Annotated in this window: 11 protein-coding genes; 9 read left to right on the top strand and 2 right to left on the bottom strand. The window is 70.1% G+C overall.

Translation table 11 applies throughout. The features are described from left to right. The first annotated feature begins 36 nt into the window (after positions 1-36). From ABZ027_RS18455 to ABZ027_RS18415, 9 genes are read left to right on the top strand one after another with little or no spacing between them, the layout of a single operon-like run. Entirely contained in the window at positions 37-3,642 is a 3,606-nt protein-coding gene (locus ABZ027_RS18455) for a beta-galactosidase (protein ID WP_356769462.1), read from the top strand. Continuing rightward, positions 3,639-7,394: a beta-galactosidase gene (locus ABZ027_RS18450; protein ID WP_356769460.1), complete on the top strand. Its 3,756-nt coding sequence runs from the start codon at positions 3,639-3,641 to the stop codon at positions 7,392-7,394. The genes ABZ027_RS18455 and ABZ027_RS18450 overlap by 4 nt, the downstream gene beginning before the upstream one ends. After that, positions 7,394-9,412: a TIM-barrel domain-containing protein gene (locus ABZ027_RS18445; RefSeq protein ID WP_356769458.1), complete on the top strand. Its 2,019-nt coding sequence runs from the start codon at positions 7,394-7,396 to the stop codon at positions 9,410-9,412. The genes ABZ027_RS18450 and ABZ027_RS18445 overlap by 1 nt, the downstream gene beginning before the upstream one ends. Before the next feature lie 10 nt (positions 9,413-9,422). Beyond that, positions 9,423-10,643, top strand: a complete 1,221-nt coding sequence (locus tag ABZ027_RS18440) for an SGNH/GDSL hydrolase family protein (protein WP_356769456.1) — start codon at positions 9,423-9,425, stop codon at positions 10,641-10,643. 9 nt (positions 10,644-10,652) lie between these two features. Continuing rightward, complete coding sequence (locus ABZ027_RS18435) at positions 10,653-12,797, top strand: GDSL-type esterase/lipase family protein (RefSeq protein WP_356769454.1); 2,145 nt, start codon at positions 10,653-10,655, stop codon at positions 12,795-12,797. Between the two features lie 35 nt (positions 12,798-12,832). Further along, positions 12,833-14,257, top strand: a complete 1,425-nt coding sequence (locus ABZ027_RS18430) for an alpha-L-fucosidase (protein WP_356769452.1) — start codon at positions 12,833-12,835, stop codon at positions 14,255-14,257. Between the two features lie 5 nt (positions 14,258-14,262). Beyond that, positions 14,263-15,207: a hypothetical protein gene (locus ABZ027_RS18425; protein WP_356769450.1), complete on the top strand. Its 945-nt coding sequence runs from the start codon at positions 14,263-14,265 to the stop codon at positions 15,205-15,207. After that, entirely contained in the window at positions 15,204-16,100 is an 897-nt protein-coding gene (locus ABZ027_RS18420; RefSeq protein WP_356769448.1) for a beta-glucosidase, read from the top strand. Before ABZ027_RS18425 ends, ABZ027_RS18420 begins: the two co-directional genes overlap by 4 nt. Before the next feature lie 20 nt (positions 16,101-16,120). After that, entirely contained in the window at positions 16,121-19,219 is a 3,099-nt protein-coding gene (locus ABZ027_RS18415; RefSeq protein WP_356769446.1) for an alpha-N-acetylglucosaminidase, read from the top strand. 138 nt (positions 19,220-19,357) lie between these two features. Here the strand turns inward: ABZ027_RS18415 and add are convergent, their stop codons facing one another. Next, on the bottom strand, positions 19,358-20,395 hold the full coding sequence (add, locus tag ABZ027_RS18410; protein ID WP_356769444.1) for an adenosine deaminase: 1,038 nt from the start codon (positions 20,393-20,395) through the stop codon (positions 19,358-19,360). A gap of 1 nt (position 20,396) precedes the next feature. Next, positions 20,397-20,717, bottom strand: a complete 321-nt coding sequence (locus ABZ027_RS18405; RefSeq protein ID WP_356769574.1) for a hypothetical protein — start codon at positions 20,715-20,717, stop codon at positions 20,397-20,399. Between the last annotated feature and the right edge of the window lie 168 nt (positions 20,718-20,885).

Raw genomic sequence — 20,885 nt, 5'->3', positions numbered from 1 at the left:
TGGAGATCTCTGCTTCTTGCCGGAGCGCTGACTGCCATGTCCCTGTCCGGCGCGGGTGTCGTGACATCGGCCCAGGCGGATCAGCAGACCCCGGCGCGGCACACCGTCACCTACGACCAGTACTCCGTGCGGGTCGACGGAAAGCCCCTGTACATCTGGGGCGCCGAGTTCCACTACTTCCGGCTGCCCAGCCCCGACGCGTGGCGCGACGTCCTGCAGAAGATCAAGGCGGGCGGATTCAACGCGGTCTCGCTGTATTTCGACTGGGGCTACCACTCCTCCAAGCCGGGCTCGTACGACTTCACCGGCACCCGTGACGTGGAGCGGCTGCTCGACGAGGCCGAGCGCGCGGGCCTGTATGTGATCGCCCGACCGGGCCCGTACATCAACGCGGAGGTCTCCGGCGGCGGCATGCCTGCCTGGCGGTCGACACAGGCCGGCGTGAACCGTACCTCCGAGCCGGAGTACATGAAGGCGGCCCGGGAGTGGATGAGCCGGATCAACCCGATCATCGCGCGCCACCAACTCACCCGTGGCACCGGTTCGGTGATCCTGTACCAGATCGAGAACGAGTACCAGGGCGGTCGCCACGACGCCGACTACATGCAGACCCTCATCGACTGGGCGAAGGAGGACGGCATCGATGTGCCCACCTTCGTCAACGACGGCGGCGCCAACCAGAACTGGGTCAGCGGCAAGGGCGCCCCGGACATCTACGGCTTCGACGCCTACCCGCAGGGCTTCGACTGCAAGGACCCCGACACCTGGAAGAACCTCCCCGACTACTCGTACGTCAACGAGTGGAAGCCCGAGTCCCCGCTGATCATCCCGGAGGCACAGGGAGGCGCCTTCGACCCCTGGGGCGGCACCGGATACCAGGACTGCGCGAAGCTCACCGGCACCGACTTCACCCGGGTGTTCAGCAAGATGAACATCGCCGCCGGGGTGAGCGGCCAGTCCTTCTACATGACGTACGGCGGTACCAACTGGGGCTGGCTCGCCGACCCCAACGCGGTCTACACGTCGTACGACTACGGTGCCCCGATCAACGAGTCCCGCCAACTGACCGACAAGTACCAGGAGTTCAAGCGCCTCGGCTACATGGTCAACTCCGTCACCTCGCTGGCGCGCACCGACAAGGCCGAAGCCCCGACCCCGACCGACGACGCCCTGCGCATCGACCGGCGCGTCAACCCCGACGACGGCACCCAGTTCTTCACCGTGCGGCACGCCGACACCCGCGTGAAGGACAAGGACGAGACCACCCTCTCCCTCTCGGGCAAGGACGGCGACTACCCGCGCGTACCCCAGCAGGGAACGATCACCGTCGACGGCCGGGACGCCAAACTCCTCGTCGCGGGCTACGACCTGGGCGAGAAGCAGCGGCTCGTCTACTCCACCTCGGAGATCATGACGCATGCCCGGATCGGCGACCGGGAGGTGGCACTGCTGTACGGGCGTGCGGGCGAAGCCGGCGAGACCGTGCTGCGGTACACCGAGCGCCCCCAGGTCAAGGTCCTCAGCGGCGACGTCACCACCACCTGGGACGCCGCACGCGGCGACCTCCGCCTGAACTACACGCACAAGGGCCTGGCCCGCGTGCTGGTGAACGGCATGGAACTGCTGATCGCCGACACCGCCGAGACAGCCCACTGGTGGCGGCAGGACACCGCCGCGGGCCCGGTACTGGTACGCGGACCGTCCCTGGTCCGTACGGCCGAACAGGCGGACGGCACACTGAAACTGACCGGCGACTCCACCAAGGCCGCGAAGATCGAGGTCATCGCGGACGCCCAGAAGGTGACCTGGAACGGCCGCGCTGTCGCCGTCACCCAGGCGCCGCTCCCGGTCGCGCTGCCCGCGCTGACGACGTGGAAGTACAAGGAGGAGGCACCGGAGGCCGCTCCCGGCTTCGACGACTCCACCTGGACCACCCCCGACCACCTCACCGCCAACAACGCGGCGCTGGCCGGGTCGCTGCCGGTTCTGGCGATGGACGAGTACGGCTTCCACCACGGCGACGTCTGGTACCGCGGCCGGTTCAAGACCACCGGCGGGGCGACCGCGCTCGCCCTCGACGCCAAGACCGGCAACACCGGCCAGTACGCGGTGTGGCTCAACGGCCGCTACCTCGGCAGCTCCGGCGACGGCGCGCACACCTTCGACATCCCGGCGGGCACGCTGAAAGCCGGTGGAGACGGCGGGGACAACGTCCTCTCCGTCCTCGTGGAGAACGCGGGCCACAACGAGGAATGGGGCCACGACTACTCCAAGGAGCCGCGCGGTCTGCTCAGTGCCGAGGTGATCGGCGGGGCCTCCACCCTCACCTGGAAGATCCAGGGCGACCGGGGCGGCGAGGACCCGGTGGACACCGCCCGGGGGCCGTACAACAACGGCGGGCTGTACGGAGAGCGGGCCGGCTGGTCGCTGCCTGGATACTCCGACGGCAGCTGGAAGGGCACCACCCTCTCCCAGCAGACCGGGAAGACCGGGCCCGGGGTGCGCTGGTACCGCACCTCCGCCCCGCTCGACCTGCCGCAGGGCCAGGACAACGCGCTCGCACTGGATCTCGCCGAAGCCGGGGGCAAGACCGGCTACCGCGCCCAGATCTTCGTCAACGGCTGGCTGATCGGCCGCTACCTGCCGAGCACCGGACCGCAGACACGGTTCGTCATTCCCAAGGGTCTCCTGCGTGAGCAGGGCAGCAACACCATCGCCCTGGCCGTGTGGTCCACCGAGGCCGGTGCGGGCCCGGGTTCGGTGAAGCTCGTCGACCTCGGTGCCTCGGCGGGCGGGATCAAGGTCGGTACGGTGGCGGCGCCCTCGTACGACGCCAAGACCTATGCCATGCCGGCCGCGGGCGCTCACGTCACGGTGGACGCCGAGCCGTTCCTGGCCACCGGCACCGCGACCAAGGTCCCCGTCACCCTCAGCGTGCCGAAGGACGCGCCGACGGCCTCGAACGTCGAGCTGGCTCTGAAGGTGCCGGACGGCTGGACCGCGACCACCGACGACAGGACCCGCTTCGACCAGGTCCGGCCCGGCGGCACCGTGACCGCGGACTACACCGTCACCCCGCCGGGCGACCCGGTCCTCTACGCCGTCCTGTCCGCGACGGCCAAGCTCACCCAGCCCGGCCGTCCGGGAACGGTCACCGGTGTGCGGGCTGTGCAGGTGCCACCGCCCGCGCTGTCAGCCGACGCCTATGTGAGCGACCTGACCCTGGTCAAGGCGGTCAACGGCTGGGGGCCTGTGGAGAAGGACTCCTCCAACGGGGAGGACGCGGCGGGTGACGGTCGTCCGCTGAGCATCGGCGGCACCACCTACACCAAGGGCCTCGGCGTCCACGCGAACAGCCAGGTCCGGGTGTATCTCGGCGGCGGATGCACCCGCTTCACCGCCACCGCCGGGGTGGACGACGAGGTCGGCGACGGCGGCAGCGTCTCCTTCCAGGTGATCGCCGACGGCCGCTCACTCACCACGACGCCGGTGGTGCGGGGCTCCGACGCGGGCACCGCCATCGACGTGGATGTGACGAACGCCCGTTGGCTGGACCTGTTGGTCGACGGTGCCGGCGATGTCTCCTCGGACCATTCCGACTGGGCTGACGCCAAGGTGACCTGCTCGGGAGGCTCCTCGTGATCCTTACCCGAGCCGGACACCTGCGTACCCTCCTGGCCGCAGCACTGGCCGCCGCGCTGCTCGCCGTCCTCGCCGCCGCGGTGCCCGCCCACGCCATGGTCCCGGCCGACACCGCGGCCTCAACCACAGGCGCGGCCACAGGCACAGCCGCCAAGCCCACGCCCCACACGGTCAGTTACGACAAATACTCCGTCAAGGTCGACGGCAAACGGCTCTTCGTCTGGTCCGGGGAGTTCCACTACTGGCGGTTGCCCAGCCCCGACCTGTGGCGCGACGTGCTCCAGAAGATCAAGGCGAGCGGCATGAACGCCGTATCGATCTACTTCGACTGGGGCTACCACTCCCCCGCGAAGGGCCGTTACGACTTCACCGGGATCCGTGACGTCGACAAGCTCCTCGACATGGCCGAGGAGGCCGGGCTCTACGTCATCGCCCGGCCCGGCCCGTACATCAACGCCGAGACGGACGGCGGAGGTTTCCCCGGCTGGCTGATGACGCAGAAGGGACAGGCCCGCTCCACCGACCCCGAATACCTCGGCGCCGCCCGCGAGTGGCTCAAGGAGATCGACAAGATCCTCGTCCGCCACCAGGTCACGAACGGCACCGGTCCGGTGCTGCTCTACCAGGTCGAGAACGAGCTGTACGACCCGCAAGGCCGCGACTACATCGTCGACCTCTCCAAGCAGGTCCGGGCCGACGGCATCACCGTGCCCCTCGTCGGCAACGAACCGATGCCGCAGTACGCCGGCGGCGAGGGCCTGGACTTCGTCGGTGAGCTGGACCAGTACAACTCCTTCTGCAAGGGCGAGTGGTGGCTGCCCACCCTCAAGCGGCAGCAGGACGACGCACCGCTGTCGATCTTCGAGGCGGGCACCGGCTGGTTCCAGACCTGGGGCGACACCGGCTACGAGAAGTGCCCCGAGAAGATGGGCCCCGCCTACCAGAAGATCGTCAACAAGCACGAGGTCATGCAGGGCACCACCATCGAGAACCTGTACATGACCTACGGCGGCACCAACTGGGGCTGGCTCGCCGACCCGCGCCAGGTCTACACCTCGTACGACTACGGCGCACCGATCAGCGAGCCCCGCCAGACCGGCGCCGACTACGACGAGATGAAGCGACAGGGCCTCTTCTACACCACCACGGCCCCGCTCACGGCCACCGATCCGGCCGACGCCCCCGCTTCCTCCAACGACGCCGTGCACGTCGAGGCGCGTGCCAACCCGGACACCCACACCCAGTTCCTCTATCTCCGGCACGGCGACCCGATGGCCGATGCCGACGCCACCACCACCTTCGACTGGAAGACCCCGGACGGCACCTATCCGGTCACCGCACGGCTCAACGGCAAGACCGGCAAGATCCTCCTCGCCGGCCACGACCTCGGCGGCGGCCAGCGGCTCGTCTACTCCACCAGCGAGCTGCTCACCAGCGCGCGGACGGGTGACCGCACACAAACCGTGCTGTACGGCGGCGAGGGCGACACCGGGCAGACGATGCTCCGCTACTCCGCCAAGCCCAAGGTCACCGTGCTGGACGGCAAGGCGGACGCCACCTGGGACGCCGAGCGCGGCGACCTGAAGCTGGACTACACCCACTCCGGCCTGACCCGAATCCTCGTCCAGAGCGCCGGCCGCCCCGATCTGCTGCTGCTCATCGGCACCGACGACCAGGCCGCCGACTTCTGGCGGCAGGACACGGCAGCCGGTCCGGTCCTGGAACGCGGCACCGAACTGGTCCGCACGGCGTCCGTCACCGGCCTGGGAACGACGCTCTCCCTCACCGGCGATGCGAAGAAAGCGGGCCCGCTGGAGGTCTTCGCCCCGTCCGGCGTACGGAACGTCACCTGGAACGGCGTACCCCTGAGCGTGAAACGGACCTCGTCCGGCAGCCTGTCGGGCACCGTTCCTGGCCCGAAGGACGTCAGGCTCCCCTCCCTGACCGGCTGGAAGACGTCCGCCGAAACCCCCGAGGCCGCCCCCGGCTTCGACGACTCGTCCTGGACGTACGCCGACAAGCTGACCACCGACAACCCGACCAAGCCCGGGACTCTGCCGGTGCTCTACCAGGACGAGTACGGCTACCACTACGGCTACGTCTGGTACCGGGGCCGCTTCAAGGCCACCGGCACCGAGAAGTCCCTCTCCCTGACCGCCTACGCCACCAACCCGGACACCGGCTCCGCCGCGGTGGGCGCGTACTCGGTGTGGATCAACGGGAAGTTCGCCGGGACGAGTCAGACCGGCCGCAAGACCTTCCCCATCGCCGACGGTCTGCTGCACAAGGGCAAGGAGAACGTGATCTCCGTCCTGGTCGGCACCATGGGCCACAACGAGGACTTCACCTGGAACAGCGACGACCACAAGCAGCCGCGCGGCCTGACCACGGCGTATCTCGCGGGGTCCGACGCGCAGATCACCTGGCGCGTCCAGGGCGCCCGGGGCGGTGAGCAGCCCGTCGACACCGTACGCGGGCACATGAACAACGGCGGCCTGTACGGGGAGCGTTCGGGCTGGACCCTGCCCGGATTCCCCGACCGGTCCTGGGACAACGCCACGCTGCCGACCAGTGACACCACCCCCGGAATCGCCTGGTACCGCACCACCTTCACCCCTCAGCTGCCCGCGGGCCAGGACGTCTCCGTCGGCGTCACCATCACCGACAACCCCGACCGCAACTACCGCGCCCTCCTCTACGTCAACGGTTGGCTGATGGGCCAGTACGTCAACGACACCGGTCCGCAGCACACGTTCCCCATTCCGGACGGCATCCTGCGCGCCGACGGCAAGAACACCATCGCCATCGCCTCGTGGAGCGAGGACGCCAAGAGCGGCGGCCTCGGGAAGGTCGGTCTCACCACGCTCGGCAATGTCACCTCCTCGCTGCGGGTCGCCGATGTGGCCGCCCCGGCCTACGACGCCGCCACCTACGCCGACCCGGCCACCCCGGCGCGGGTGACCGTCGACGCCCCCGACAGCGTCGAGCCCGGCAAGAGCTACCAGGTCACGGCGACGGCCTCGGTACCGGGCAACGGCAAGACGCTCAGCGACCTCACCCTGAGCCCGAAGCTTCCCGACGGCTGGACCGCGGCCCCGGCTGACCCGGTGAAACTCGGCACCCTCGAACCGGGTGCCTCGGCGAAAGCGCAGTGGACCGTCACTGTGCCCGCCGACCAGAAGAACGGCACCGTCGCCGTCCTCCGCGCCACCGCCGGCTTCACCCGGGCCGGCAAGCCCGGTTCGGTGACCGGGGAACAGGTCATGGCGGCGCAGCCACCGCCGCTCACGGCCGGCGAACACTATGTCAGCGATCTGCAGTTCGTCTCCAGCAGCAACGGCTGGGGCCCGGTCGAACGCGACCAGTCCGTCGGCGAGAACGCCGAGGGCGACGGCCTGCCGCTCACTCTCCACGACACCGTCTACGACAAGGGCCTCGGCACGCACGCCGCCAGCAGCGTCCAGGTGTGGCTCGGCGGCACCTGCACCACGTTCTACGCCGCGCTCGGACTCGACCAGGAGACCTACGGCCGCTCCGACGGCCCGGCCACCGTCACCTACACCGTCCTCGCCGACGGGACGCCCGTCTACGAGAGCGGCACCGTCGACCGGGACACCGCGACGAAGGAGATCGACGTCGACGTGGCAGGTGCGCGGCGGCTCGAACTCGTCGTCTCGGACGCCGGGGACGGCAACGCACTCGACCACGCCGACTGGGCCGACGCCAAGCTGACGTGCGGCGGCGGTGCCTGATGCCGCCCACGGCGAGACGGACCGTACGTTGCGGCGCGGCGGCGCTGACCCTGGCCGCCCCGCTGCTCGGCACGGCACCGGTCGCCGCCGATTCCGGGCCGATCACCTTCACGGCACCCGCCTACGAACTGCGCGTCGCCACGGACCGGTTGACCGTCACCACCGTGAAGGGGGGCCGGATCGTGCTGGCCACCGCGCCCGCGGCGTTCCGGTTCCGGATCGGCGCCGACTGGCACATCGTCCGGGAGGTCACCGGCAGCACCCGTACCGGCAACACCCTGCGCGTCACCGCCGCCACCGACCTGCCGGGCGTCACCGTCGATCTGCGGATCACCCTGCGCTTGGACCGGTACGACATGAACTGGTCCCTGTCGGGCGCACAGGCCGACGCGCTGAGCACGGCGTACGACCTGAGCAGCGCCGGGCACTGGTACGGGCACGGCGAGAACAGCGACCAGACGGTCCAGCCGTGGCCGCTGGACTCCGGGCAACTGGTGGACACCGGGTTCAGCCCGGCGTCCTACCAGGTGGTTTCCCCTTTCTGGTTCACCTCCAGCTCCACCGGACTGTGGGCGGACACGAGCGACCCGATGGACGTGCGGATCAACTCCGGCGGCAACGGGCTCGGCGAGTTCACCGTCACCGGAGACCGGCCCGCCGCCTCCACGGTGTTCGTCGAGGACACCCCCGCCGAGGTGTACCGCGACCACATCGCGCTGGTCGGCAAACCCGAACGCTCCGACACCCCCTACGAGCAGTACGTCACCCCGCTCTGGAACTCCTGGGCGCAGCTCTACGGCGAGCAGACCCAGGAGAACGTCCTCGCCTGGGCCCGTGCGCTGGCCGGCGCCGGGCTCGGCGGGCACGCGGTGCAGATCGAGGAGAGCGTGATCGCCTCGGACTTCGGCGAACGCTTCCCCGATCTGCCCGCCCTGTCCAAGCAACTCGGCGCCCTCGGTTTCGACCTCGGTATGTGGACAGGCCTGTACATGCCCGAGACGGCCGCCAGCTTCTCCGAAGCCGTCGACAACGGCTATCTGCTGAAGGACCCGGCCGACCCGTCCAAGCCGTGTTTGTTCACCTGGTGGAACGGCCGCCGGACCGGGCTGATCGACCTGGCGAACCCGGCCGCCCGGCAGTGGTACACCGACGATCTCAAGGCCCAGACAGACGAGTTGGGGGTGGCCGGCTTCAAGTTCGACACCGCCTTCTTCGACGATCGGTGCGCCCCCTACCCGGGTGCCACCCGCGCCGACTACGTGAAGTACGGCACCGAGCTGGCCGACGAGTTCGACCAGCAAGGAGCCGGGCTGAGGGTTGCCTGGAACGCCGCGCAGCCCCAGGGCTTCGCCACGCGCACGGCCGACAAACCGACCACCTTCGCGGGGTTGCATGCCGCGGTCTCGGCCAATCTGGCGGTCTCCACGATCGGTTACCCGTTCGTCGAGACCGACATGATCGGCGGCTCGCTCGGCTACCCGCCGCCCACCAAGCAGGTCCTGACCCGCTGGGCGCAGGCGGCCTCCCTGATGCCGCTGATGTACGCCTCGGCCTCGCCCACGGGCGTACGGGACGCGACGACCGGCGAGTGGGTCGGTTACGACCGCGAGACGGTCGACCTCTACCGGCAGGCGATCAAGACACACGGGAAGCTCGCCCCCTATATCTGGGACCAGGTGCGGAGCACCCTGAGGACCGGCGATCCGATCATGCGGCCGCTGTTCTTCGACTTCCCGAAGGACGAGGCGAGTTACACGGTCGCCGACGAGTGGATGCTCGGCCCGGCCGTGCTGGCCGCGCCGAAGCTCGACGAAGGCACCACCCGGGATGTCTTCCTGCCCACCGGAACGTGGCGGGACGTCACCAACGGCAAGGTCGTCCGCGGTCCAGTGACGCTCAGGGGATACGCGGCGCCGCTCGGGGTGACCCCGGCGTTCGTGAACCTCAGGGCCGAGGGCGCCACCAAGGCGTACCAGGCGCTTGCGCGCACCGGCGTTGAACAGCAAGCGGAACAGTAAGGGGCGTCAGATGCATGGGATACGCGGCAGGCTCGCGGCGTTGCTCCTGGCGGTCTCGGCCGTCGTGGCCGGGACGGTGGCACCCGCTGAGGCCGGTCAGCAAGCCGGTCGGCCCGCCTGGACGGGCACCTGGGCGGCGGCGGCCAGCGAGCACTACGAGGTCTCGGGGATGTCCGAGGCGACGGTACGGATGCCGGTGCACACCAGTGTCGGCGGTTCCTCCGTACGCATCCGGCTGACCAACGCCTACGCCACCGACCCGGTGACGATCGGGCACGCGACCGTGGGCCTGCGCGACGGCGGTTCCGCAGTGGCGCGCCCGTACGACGTGCGGTTCGGCGGGAAGCGCGCGGTCACCATCCCGGCGGGCGGCCAGGCGGTGAGCGACCCGGTCGGACTCGCCGTGCCGGCCCTGACCGATCTGGTCGTCAGTCTCCATCTGCCCGGTCAGGTCACGCACATCACCGATCACTGGTGGGCGCAGCAGACCGTGTACTGGACGGACTACGGGGCGGGCGACCACGCCGCCGACACCTCCGGCGCCGCCTACACCTGGACCACCACGAGCTGGCCCTTCCTCAGCGGCGTCGACGTGACCGCGCCGAGGGCCGGGGCGGTGGTGGCGCTCGGCGACTCGATCACCGACGGGTCCTACTCGACGCCCGACACGAACCAGCGCTGGCCCGACCTGCTGTCGGCCCGGCTGAACGCCTGCCTGCCCGGCACGGGGGTGCTGAACGCGGGCATCACCAGCAACCGGATCACCGCCGGGACCGCGACGAATCCCTCGGCGCTCGACCGGCTCGACCGGGACGTGCTCTCCCAGCCGGGCGCCAGGACTCTGATCCTCTTCGAGGGGATCAACGATCTCGGCGGGGCGAGTGCCGAGCAGATCATCGCCGGGATGACGGAGATCGCCGCCCGGGCGCATCAGCGCGGAATGCGGGTCGTCGGCGCCACGATCACCCCGTACAAGGACTTCACCTGGGGCGGTTGGAGCGAGGAGACGGAAGCGCGGCGACAACAGGTCAACGCGTTCGTCCGGGGCTCCGGCAAGGTCTTCGACGACTACGCCGACTTCGACCTGGCCGTCCGGGACCCGGCGGATCCGCGACGGCTGGGCGCGGCGTACGACTCCGGAGACCATCTGCACCCCAATGACGCCGGCATGAAGGCATTCGCCGACTCCATCGACCTGACGTCGCTCGGCCTCGGCCGCGGCTGTTCCTGAGGAGGAACCGTGTCCAGACGGCTTGAACACCTGCGGGGGCGTCGAAGCTTCGCGCTCCTGGCCACAGCGTTGGCGGCCATGGTGGCAGCTCTGCTTCCGGTGGCGCCGGCCGCGGCCGAGACCACAGCGCAGGGGTGGACGGGGACGTGGGCGACCGCCCAGCACGCCGCGTACGACCCCGGCACCTCGGAGGTGACGGTTCGGATACCGGTGCGGGTGAGCGCCGGCGGGTCGAGCGTACGCATCCGCCTGACCAACGACTTCACCACCGAGCCGGTGACGATCGGACACGCGACGGTCGGACTTCGGGATGGCGGTTCCGCCGTCAGCAAGCCGCAGAAGCTGCGGTTCGGCGGGAAGAGCGAGGTGACGATCGCGGCCGGTGGGCAGGCCGCCAGCGACCAGACCCAGCTCACCGTGCCCGCCCGCAGCGACCTGGTCGTCAGCCTGTACTTCCCCGGCCGGCTCACCCACATCAGCCAGCACTGGATGGGCCTGCAGACCGTCTACTGGACGCCCGACGGCGGCGGCGACCACGCCTCGGACGCCGACGGGGACGCCTTCACCAAGACCGACTCCACCTTCCCGTTCCTGACCGGTGTCGACGTACAGGGCGGCAACGCGGCGGGCGCCGTGGTGGCGCTCGGCGACTCCATCACCGACGGCGCGGCCTCCACCTCGAACGCCAACCGGCGCTGGCCCGACTATCTCGCGGGCCGGCTGTCGGCCTGTTCGTCCACCGCCGGGGTGCTGAACGAGGGCATCAGCGGCAACCGGATCACGGCCGGCGTGGACGGCAACCCGTCGGCGCTGGACCGGCTGGAGCGCGACGTGCTGTCGCAGCCGGGCGCCCGGACGGTGGTCCTCTTCGAGGGCGTCAACGACCTCAGCTGGGGCGGCGCCACCGGTGATCAGGTGATCGACGGCATGAAGGAGATCGTGCGCCGCGCCCACGAACGCGGGCTGCGCGTGATCGGCGCGACGGTCGTGCCGTATCGCGGCTGGGGCGACTGGTGGACGGAGGCCAAGGAGGCCGACCGGCAGAAGGTCAACACGTTCGTGCGCGACGGCGGCGTCCTCGACGGCTACGCCGACTTCGACAAGGCCGTACGGGACCCCGACGACCCCACCCGCTACGCCGCCGCGTTCGACTCCGGTGACCATCTGCACCCCAACGACGTCGGGATGAAGGCCTTCGCCGACGCCGTCGACCTCACCACTCTCGGGGCGGGCCGCGACTGCCCGTCGGCCCGCGTCCGGCTCACCCCCTACCGGCCGACCCTGCAAGCCGGCGGCGACGGCACGAAGATCACGTCGACCGTCACCAACACCGGCACCAAAGCGGTCACCGAGATCAGCACGCGCCTCGACCTCCCCGACGGCTGGTCCGCCGCACCGGCCGGCAGCACGAGGACCAGCTCCCTCGCTCCGGGCGACAGCGTCGCCGTAACCTGGACGGTGACCCCCGCGGCCGACGCGGCCTGGGGCACCCACCAGATCGGCGTACGCACCTCCTTCGTCCAGGACGGCCGGACACGGCGCGACTCCGACAGTGTGGACGCCACGGTGACCCCCGCTCCGTCCGAGGTGCGGGCGCCGTATCTGACGGCCGCCACCACCACCGAGAAGGCCCAATACGCCCAGAACGGCGACCAGTTCGCCATCTGGGCGGGCGGCCAGGACCTGTCCGGCTGGAAGGACGAGAAGGCGGCCATCTACCTCGCCGACGCCGCGCCGTCGTCCGGCACCGTGACCGCCCGGGTCGTCGGTCAGACCGGCAGCGGCCCGTCCGCCAAGGCGGGGATCGCCGTGGCCAACGACCTCACCGCGCCCGAGGCCGGCGGGTACGCGGTGCTCACCATGTCCGCGCAGTACGGCCTGGAGTTCCTGACCGACAGCGACGGTGACGGAAAGCTCGACACCTGGGCCGGGGGCGGCAGTTCGTACCACCCGGCCTGGCTGAAGATCGTCCGCGACGGCACCGCGTACACCGCGTACGCCAGTTCCGACGGCACCGCCTGGCAGCAGGTCGCCACCGCCACCGTTCCCTCCGCGAGCGGAACCGGCGACGCAGGTCTGGTCGCGAGCGCGGTCAACCTCAACTACCCCGGTCAGATCACGACCGCCCTTTTTGACTCCTTCTCCACCCAGTGAGAGGCATGTTGATGCCAGTCAGCCGCAGACACTTCATGACCACCGCTGCCGCCCTCGGCGGCGCGGTGCTGCTCGCCCCGCCCGGCACCGCCCAGGCGCTCACCTCGGGTACCACGTCCGGAGCCCCGGGCATCCCCGACTACCAGCCCACCAAGGCATCCCTCGACACCCACCCGGTGCCGCGCTGGTACAAGGACGCCAAGTTCGGCATCTTCGTGCACTGGGGTGTCTACTCGGTCCCCGCCGGTTCCGCCCGGCAGATGGCCGCCGAGTGGTACCTCTGGTACCAGAGCTTCGAGAACGATCCCACCTGGAAGTACCACCGCGACACCTACGGCCAGGACTTCCTCTACGACGACTTCATCCCGCGGTTCACCGCCGAGAACTACGACCCGGACGCCTGGGTGCGGCTGTTCGAGCAGGCGGGTGCCGAGTACTTCGCGCTGACCAGCAAGCACCACGACGGATTCGCCCTGTGGCCCAGCGAGGTGACGGACCGTCATGCCGGAAAGTACGGCCCGAAGCGCGACCTGGTCGGCGAGCTGATGACGGCCGCCCGCAGGCGCGGCACCGTACGGCCCGGCCTGTACTACTCGCTCGGCGAGTTCTTCAACCCGTCGATCGGCCGGCCGATGAAGAACTTCTACACCGGTCAAGAGGTCCCGATGACGGGATACAGGCCGGTCGACGACTACATCGGCGACTACGAACTGAAGCAGCTGTACGAGATCATCGACCGCTACGACCCGGAACTGCTGTGGGCGGACGGCCAGTGGTTCCGGCCCACCGGCGAGCCGCCGTGGCGCAGCGAGGAGGCCCTCGCCCACTACTACAACCAGGCCAAGAACCGGAGAACGCCGAAAGGTGTCGTGGTCAACGACCGCTTCGACACGCACTTCGACTTCGCCACCTACGAACAGCGCACCAACCCCACGATGGACCCCCAGAAGTGGGAGTGCTGCATCACGATGGGCTACTCCTGGGGCTACAACAAGTTCGAGGTCGAGGAGGACTACAAGACCTCCGAGTTCCTCGTTCACCTGCTCGCCGACGTCACCAGCAAGAACGGCAACCTGCTGCTCAACATCGGCCCCAAGCCGGACGGCACGATCCCCGAGATCATGCAGGAGCGGCTGACGGACATCGGCGCCTGGCTGAAGGTCAACGGCCCCGCGATCTACGGTTCGACGCCCTGGGTGCGGGCGGAGGAGGAGGGCAGTTCGCCCGGCATCCGCTACACCGTCTCCCCCGGCAAGTTCAACATCATCGTGCTGGGCAAGCCCAGCGGCACCCTCTCGGTGCCCGGCGACATCCCCATCAGCGCCACGTCCCGGGTCCGGCTGCTCGGCACGAGCGGCAGTCTGAGGTGGACCCGCGGCGACGGAAAGATCAACATCACCGTTCCGTCCTCCCTGCCCAGCGACATCGCCAACGTCTTCACCGTCGACTGGGCCCGGTGAGCGGCATGGGAATCAGCAACGGTACCCAGTTCGACACCCTGGGCCCCACTCTCACCGTCACCACGCAGCCGGCGGAGCCGGCCGGCGGTGACGCGGTCACCGCCACCGCGGTCCTCACCAACGGCTGTCCCTTCCCCCTCCTCAACGCCGTGCTCCATCTGATCAACCCCCGAGCCACCACGGCGGCGAAGACCATCCCGCTCGGCGACCTGCGGCCCGGCGCGAAGACAACCCGGCGCTGGGAGACGACGCTCCCGGCCGACATGGCAGGGAACGTGTCGTTCACCGCGCACCTGGTCTTCGACGTCGACGAGCACAGCAGCGACTGCGCGCGGTCCGCGAAGACGTTCACCGTGCCCTACGAGCCCAATGAGGTGCCGGCCCCGTACCGGACGTTCGCCACCACCGACGACGCGAAGTTCGGCCAGTACGGCAGTCAGTTGGTGATCTGGGCGGGTGGCCGCGACCTCTCCGGCGGCACCGACGAGAAGGGGGGCATCCTCCTTCCCGGTTCCGCCGCCGAGTCGAGCGTGGTGCAGGTCGAGACGGTCAGCCTCACCGGGAGCGACAACCCCACCGCCAAGTACGGGATCGCCGTCGCGAACGAGCTGACCGCGCCGGAGAAGGGCGGCTACGCCGTACTCACCATGTCGAAGTCGTACGGCGTGGAGTTCATGACCGACAGCGACGGCGACGGGCACCTCGACACCTGGGCCGGCGGCGGCGCTTCCGTCCACCCCGCCTGGCTGCGCCTGGTCCGCTCCGGCACCACCTACACCGCGTACACGAGTACCAACAACGGCCTCTCCTGGAACGAGACCGCGAGCGCGACCGTTCCCTCCGCGAGCGGCGCCCTGGACGCGGGCGTGGTGGCGAGCGCCGTGAACCTCAACTACCCCGGCACGACGGTCCAGGCCGTGTTCGACCACTTCAGCGTGGAGGATTCGTGACCGTCTACCGTCCCGAGGAGGACTTCCTCTCGCCGCCCGTCTCGCTCACCGTCGCCCCGTCCGCACCCGAGGCCGGCAAGTCCGTGACCTTGACGGCCACCCTCACCAACACCGCCACGATCACGCTGCGCGGCACCGTGCTCTACCTCGCCGTGGACGACTCCGCCGAACAGGACGGCCTGGGCGACCTCGCCCCCGGACGGTCGGTGACCCGCACCTGGCGAACCCGCCTCGCCGACGACGCGGAGGGCCGGATCGTGTTCACCGCGCACGCCCTCTTCGACGTCCACCCCCACGGGTCCGACTGCACCCGTGCCACGTCCTCCGTCACGCTGCCGTACCGCTCGCTGCCCGGGGCCTTCGACAACGCGGGGATCGCCTCCGACGACGCCCTCACCGTCGCGAACATCGACGGCTCGAACTCCAGTCTCTCCGCGCAGGCGCTGGCGTCGGTGGGGCTCACTCCGGGCGCCACGGTCACCTACGACGGGGTGCCCTTCACCTGGCCGGACACCCGGCCCGGCAGCAAGGACAACGTCGTCTCCTCCGGCCAGACCGTGCTGCTGTCCGGCTCCGGTTCCCGGCTGTCCTTCCTCGGCACCAGCACCTGGGGCGAGGGCAAGGGCGACGGCAAGGTCGCCTACGCCGACGGGACCGAGCAGGCGTTCTCGGTCGCCGTCCCCGACTGGTACGGGACGAACTCCTCCGCCGCCGTGGTGCTGCCCTACCGCCACATCACCACCGGCCGGGACGACAACCCCGTCAGCCTGTTCACCTTCGGCGTCGATCTGGTGGCCGGCAAGGAACTGCGTTCCCTGGTCCTGCCCAAGGTCAGCGACGGCCTCCAGTCGGGCGTTCCCGCGCTGCACATCTTCGCCATGACGATCAACTGAGCTCTGTCGGAAGGACGTTCATGCACGACAACCGAGGCGACCTCGACCTCACAGGTGTCACCCGCAGACGGATCCTCACGGGCGCGGTCGCGCTGGGCGGCGCCGCGCTGCTGGCCCGTCCGCAGGGCGCGTACGCGGCGGGCGGCACCCTGTTCGACACCGCGCCCGCGGCGGCAGCGCTGAAGCGGCTGCTTCCCGACCACTACCAGCAGCTCACCCTGCGGGCCGTCAACGACGACACCGACCGCTTCCGGGTCACCGGCCGGGCCGGGCACATCACGGTCGAGGGCACCAGCCCCGCCGTGCTGCTCGCAGGCCTCCACACCTATCTGCGGCGGACCGCGCACGCCTCCGTCTCCTGGACCGGCGAGCAGCTGAACCTGCCGCGCACCCTCCCCGCGCCCGCCGCGGAGATAACCGGAACGGCCAATGTGCCGCACCGCTTCGCCTTCAACGACACCAACGAGGGGTACACCGGCGCCTACCGCGACTGGGACGCCTGGCAGTACGAGTTGGACGTGCTGGCCGTGCACGGAGTCAACCGGGTCCTCGTCTACATCGGCGGCGACGCCGTCTACTACGACACATTCCGTCAGTTCAACTACACCGACGCCGAGATGCGCGCCTGGATCCCGGCCCCCGCCCGACAGCCGTGGTGGCTGCTGCAGAACATGTCGGGCTTCGGCGGGCCCATCTCCCGGCAGCTCATCGAGAAGCGTGCCGCGCTCGCCGAGAAGATCATCGACCGGGTACGTGACCTGGGCATGACGCCGGTTCTGCCGGGCTACTACGGCAGCGTCCCGGACGACTTCCCCGCCAAGCACGGCGGCGACGCGGCGGTGGTGGCGCAGGGCACCTGGGGCGCCTTCAAACGCCCCGACTGGCTCGACCCGCGCACGACAGCCTTCGAGGACGTGGCCGCCACGTTCTACCGGGCCCAGAAGGAACGGTTCGGCGAGAGCACGATGTACAAGATGGACCTGCTGCACGAGGGCGGCAACGCAGGTGACGTGCCGGTGGGCGAGGCCGCCAAGGCCGTCGAGTCGGCACTGCAGAAGGCCCACCCGGGGGCCGTCTGGGCGATCCTCGGCTGGCAGACCAACCCGTCCAAGGCGCTCCTCGACGGCGTCGACAAGAGCCGGATGCTGATCGTGGACGGTCTGTCGGACCGCTACACCACCGTCACCGACCGGGAGAGCGACTGGGGCGGCACCCCGTACGCCTTCGGCAGCATCTGGAACTTCGGCGGCCACACCCCGATCGGCGCCAACGCCCCGGACTGGGTGGAGCAGTACCCCAAGTGGCGTGACAAGGCGGGAAGTTCGCTCGCGGGTATCGCGGCGATGCCGGAGGCCGCCGACAACAACGCGCCCGCCCTCGCCCTCCTCACCGACCTGGCCTGGACGCCCGGCACCGTGGACCTGGACGACTGGTTCGCCGCGTACGCCCTCTCCCGCTACGGCGGCCCCGACCGGCATGCGGCCGCGGCCTGGCAGACGATCCGCGACACCGCGTACGGCATGTCCCGCGCGGACTCCTGGAGCGAGGCACCCGACGGCCTGTTCGGCGCCCGCCCGAGTCTGGCGGCGAACAAGGCCGCCGCCTGGGGCCCGGAGAAGGACCGCTACGACACCACGGCCTTCGACGCCGCGCTCACCGAACTCCTCGCGGTACAAACGGGGTTGAGGAGCAGCTCGGCCTACCGGTACGACGTCGTCGACGTGGCCCGACAGGTCCTGTCCAACCGCAGCCGGGTCCTGCTGCCGCAGATCAAGGCCGCCCACGATGCCGGGGACAAGGCCCTGTTCGGCAAGCTGACCAAGACCTGGCTGAGCTGGATGGACCTCCTCGACGACCTGCTGGCGACCTCCGGCCCGCACCTGCTCGGGAGGTGGCTCGCCGACGCACGCTCCTGGGGCGCCGACCGGGCCGAGAAGGACCGCCTGGAGTACGACGTCCGCTCCCTCATCACCACCTGGGGCGGACGCGCCAGCAGCGAGGAGGGCCTGCACGACTATGCGAACCGGGAGTGGTCCGGGCTGGTCGGCGGCCTGTACCGCACCCGCTGGCAGACGTACTTCGACGCGCTCGCCACGGGAAAGGACCCGGCGACGATCGACTGGTTCGCCCTGGAGGACCGCTGGTCGCACGCACACGAGACACACCCGACCGATCCCCACGGCTCCTCGTACGCCCTGGCCCGCAGCGTGCGCGACCTGCTCGCCTCCACTCCCTACCAGGCGACCCTCACAGCGAGTGCCGACCGGGGAGCGGTGGCCGAGGGCACCCCCGCCACGGTGACGGTCACCTTCACCAACAGGAACGGGTTCACGGCGGCACGCGGCGTGACCCTTTCCGTCACCGCCCCCGAGGGCTTGGCGGTGAAGCCGCTCGATCCGGTGGGCAAGGCGTCGGTGGCATCCGGAGAAACGTTCGCCGCTCGCTTCGAGGTCTCGCTGGCGGGTGCGCCTACAGAACTGGTCGGCCGAGTGGTCGCGGCGGCGGCGTACGCGGGTGGCGGAAAGGTGGTGGCGCCGGTACGGCTGATGGCTGCGGCCGGGGTCGGCGACCCGTACCGCACCGCCTCCTACAACGACGCGGTGTTCGGACAGGCCGGCGACGAGATCGCCATCGAGGGCGCGGGGGCCGACCTGTGGGGCGGCACCAACGAGTTCGGGGCGGTGTACCGGGCGGGCGGGTACAAGGACGGGACGGTGGCCCAGGTCACGGTCACGTCCCAGGACGCGTCCGGGGGCTGGGCCCGGGCGGGCCTCATCGTCCGCAACGACCTGGGTACTCAGGGGAGCGCGGGTTATGTGAACCTGGCGATCACACCGTCCAACGGCTGCGCGCTGAGCTGGGACGCCGACGGCGACGGCCGTTTCGACTCGATCGAACTGGCGGGCTCCTTCACCGCGCCGGTGCGGCTGCGGCTGACCAGGTCCGGCGCCTCGTACACCGGCGAGGCCAGCACGGACGGCGTCACCTGGGCGACGGTGGGCACGGCCACGCCGGGAGGTGCGGCCGCCACCCAGGACGTCGGGGTCTTCATGACCGCGGCCAACGGCTGGAACGGCGCGCGGGGCATCGCCACGTTCGAGGGATTCACGGTGACCTGATCCGGCGTGACCGCGACGCCGGCGGTCGGCACGACCAGGCGGAAGCGAGCCGCCAGTGGACCAGATGGTGTTCGACGTGCGGCATTCCTCTGGCCGACAGCCCTGAGAGGAGGCGCCTGTTCTCAGGGCTGGGGCTGCCTACGTGTGCGGCAGCCGCGAGGCCCCTTGGACCGGAGGCGTGGTTGCTCGGTCAGAGGTGTCCAGCCAGTCGCCGATGTCGGTGATCGCCTCCTCCACCAGTGCGCGCGGGGCACCAGAGGCTTCGACCGAGGTTCGGGCCATGGCGGCGAGTTGAGGGTCGGTGAGGGAGAAGACCGTGCGGGCTGTCTCGTACTCCTCCAGCACGCCCGGGCCGAACAGGAGGGGGTCGTCGGCGTTGAGGGTGCACCTGACTCCGGCGTTCAGCAGAAGCGGGAGAGGGTGCGCGGACAGGGATTTCACCACGCCGAGGGCGACGTTGGAGGTGGGGCAGACGTCGAGGACCACGCCCTCCGCGGCGAGGCGGACCAGGAGATCGGGGTCCTCAACCGCCCGCGCACCGTGGGCGATCCGCCGGGCACCGAGCACGTCGAGTGCGGCGCGCACGCTGTCAGGACCGGCGAGTTCCCCCGCGTGCGGAGCGGAGATCAGCCCGGCGCCCCTGGCTATGGCGAACGTCTCGGCGAAGGGCTCAGGGGCGTTTCGGGCCTCGTCCCCGGCAAGGCCGAAGGCGACCACGCCGGTCCCCGCACGCCGGGCCGCGAGGCGGGCGGCCTCGACGCCCTCCGCCGGGTCCGCGTTACGCCGGGCGAACACCAGGAGGCCGAAGCCGATACCCAGCCCGGCAGCGGTACGGCGGCCCTCGTCGATCACCAGGTCCATCACGTCCAGCGCGGCGTCCGGATCGGTCTCGTAGGTCAGGGGGTTGAAGTGCGGCTCGACCCATACCGCTCCGTCTGCGGCGGCATCCTCGACCACTTCCCGCACCAGCCGCAGAAGGTTCTCCCGCGGGCCCTCACGCACCAGCCGCGCGGCGACACGATACGAGGACGTGAAGTCCTCGAACGACCTGCCACGGCTTGAGTCCGGGATCTGTTCACCGCGCTCGTCCGCCAGCTCCGCGAGCGTGGCGGGGCGCATCGCGCCTTCGAGATGGAGGTGGAGATGGGCCTTCGGCAGCCGGGCCAAGCTTCGCATGCTACGCGGTACCTCGACCTTCGAGGAGACGAAACAGCACGGCGGCCTCCGCGCGGAGGCGCGCGGCTCGGTCAGCTTGCGCGGGCGCGGTCATCCGCGCTGCCGTCTCCAGTCGTTCGGCGGCCTCGGCACACACGACCTCCACCACACCGCGCTCGCTCAGCTCACGTCGCGCCGCTTCGGTGACGCCGACACCGACCGGCGACTGCTCAAGGGCCGAGCCGCGGAGCTCCGCTTCGTCCACGGGCACCGCCTCGGCGTTGTCCAGTGCGGCAAGTGTGGTGCGCAAGGCGCTCACCGCCGCCTTGTCACGGGCGCGCATGGCTTCCGGCAGCGCCTGACGCATACGAAGACGCAAAGACATGCCGGTGAGCCTAGTGCCGCGACAGGCAACGTTCACCCCGTCGCGACGTCCGGCACGCCCTCTCGCCGCACCGGCCGAAAGCCCAAGTACATCCAGTACGAGGGCTTCCGGCCGGCACACCGAGAG

Source organism: Streptomyces sp. NPDC006332 (genome assembly GCF_040612855.1).
In the GTDB taxonomy this organism is placed as follows: Bacteria; Actinomycetota; Actinomycetes; order Streptomycetales; family Streptomycetaceae; genus Streptomyces.
Note: the sequence above shows the minus strand (reverse complement) of the source record. Positions and strands in the feature narration are given on the sequence as shown.

What these genes read in the sequence shown, in the direction of transcription:
- ABZ027_RS18430 (WP_356769452.1), top strand. Translation starts at nt 12,833, where the DNA reads ATGACCACCGCTGCCGCCCTCGGCGGCGCGGTGCTGCTCGCCCCGCCC.
- ABZ027_RS18405 (WP_356769574.1), bottom strand. Translation starts at nt 20,717, where the DNA reads ATGCGCGCCCGTGACAAGGCGGCGGTGAGCGCCTTGCGCACCACACTT.
- ABZ027_RS18440 (WP_356769456.1), top strand. Translation starts at nt 9,423, where the DNA reads ATGCATGGGATACGCGGCAGGCTCGCGGCGTTGCTCCTGGCGGTCTCG.
- ABZ027_RS18445 (WP_356769458.1), top strand. Translation starts at nt 7,394, where the DNA reads ATGCCGCCCACGGCGAGACGGACCGTACGTTGCGGCGCGGCGGCGCTG.
- ABZ027_RS18425 (WP_356769450.1), top strand. Translation starts at nt 14,263, where the DNA reads ATGGGAATCAGCAACGGTACCCAGTTCGACACCCTGGGCCCCACTCTC.
- ABZ027_RS18455 (WP_356769462.1), top strand. Translation starts at nt 37, where the DNA reads ATGTCCCTGTCCGGCGCGGGTGTCGTGACATCGGCCCAGGCGGATCAG.
- add (WP_356769444.1), bottom strand. Translation starts at nt 20,395, where the DNA reads ATGCGAAGCTTGGCCCGGCTGCCGAAGGCCCATCTCCACCTCCATCTC.
- ABZ027_RS18415 (WP_356769446.1), top strand. Translation starts at nt 16,121, where the DNA reads ATGCACGACAACCGAGGCGACCTCGACCTCACAGGTGTCACCCGCAGA.